The following is a 726-nucleotide window of genomic DNA, read 5'->3' as shown; positions in this document are numbered from 1 at the left end:
ATACGGTGAAACGGCTGGCGGCGTTGGGCTTCGACGTCGTCGTCGAGGCCGGTGCCGGTCTGAAATCGCGCATCATCGATGCCGACTATGCGAGCGCCGGCGCTGCTATCGGCAAGGCTTCCGATGTCGCCAAGGCCGATGTGGTGCTGAAGGTGCGCCGGCCTGGTGATGCCGAGCTGAAGAGCTACAAGCCCGGCGCGGCTGTGATCGCCATCATGGACCCCTACGGCAACGATGCCGCCGTGGCAGCTCTTGCCAAGGCCGGCGTCACCGCTTTCTCGATGGAATTCATGCCCCGGATCACCCGCGCGCAGTCGATGGACGTTTTGTCCTCGCAGGCCAATTTGGCCGGCTATCAGGCGGTGATCGACGGGGCTTCGGAATATGACCGCGCCTTGCCGATGATGATGACGGCGGCCGGCACGGTGCCGGCGGCGAAGGTCTTCATCATGGGCGTTGGCGTCGCCGGCCTGCAGGCGATCGCCACCGCGCGCCGGCTTGGTGCGGTTGTCACCGCCACCGACGTTCGCCCCGCCGCCAAGGAACAGGTCGCCTCGCTCGGCGCCAAGTTCCTCGCGGTCGAGGACGAGGAATTCAAGGCGGCCGAAACGGCCGGCGGCTACGCCAAGGAAATGTCGAAGGAATATCAGGCCAAGCAGGCGGCACTCACATCAGAGCACATCGCCAAGCAGGATATCGTCATCACCACGGCGCTCATTCCCGGCC

1 pseudogene is annotated in these 726 nt (G+C 65.3%); it reads left to right on the top strand.

The features are described 5' to 3' along the window. Window positions 1-726 (top strand): annotated as a pseudogene (locus EN969_RS33810) (NAD(P)(+) transhydrogenase (Re/Si-specific) subunit alpha); the annotation flags it as partial.

The sequence above is a fragment of the Mesorhizobium sp. M7A.F.Ca.CA.003.01.2.1 genome, assembly GCF_003998945.1.
Taxonomy (GTDB): Bacteria; Pseudomonadota; Alphaproteobacteria; order Rhizobiales; family Rhizobiaceae; genus Mesorhizobium; species Mesorhizobium ciceri.
The sequence above is the reverse complement of the archived record's forward strand: the minus strand, read 5'-3'. Positions and strand labels throughout refer to the sequence as shown.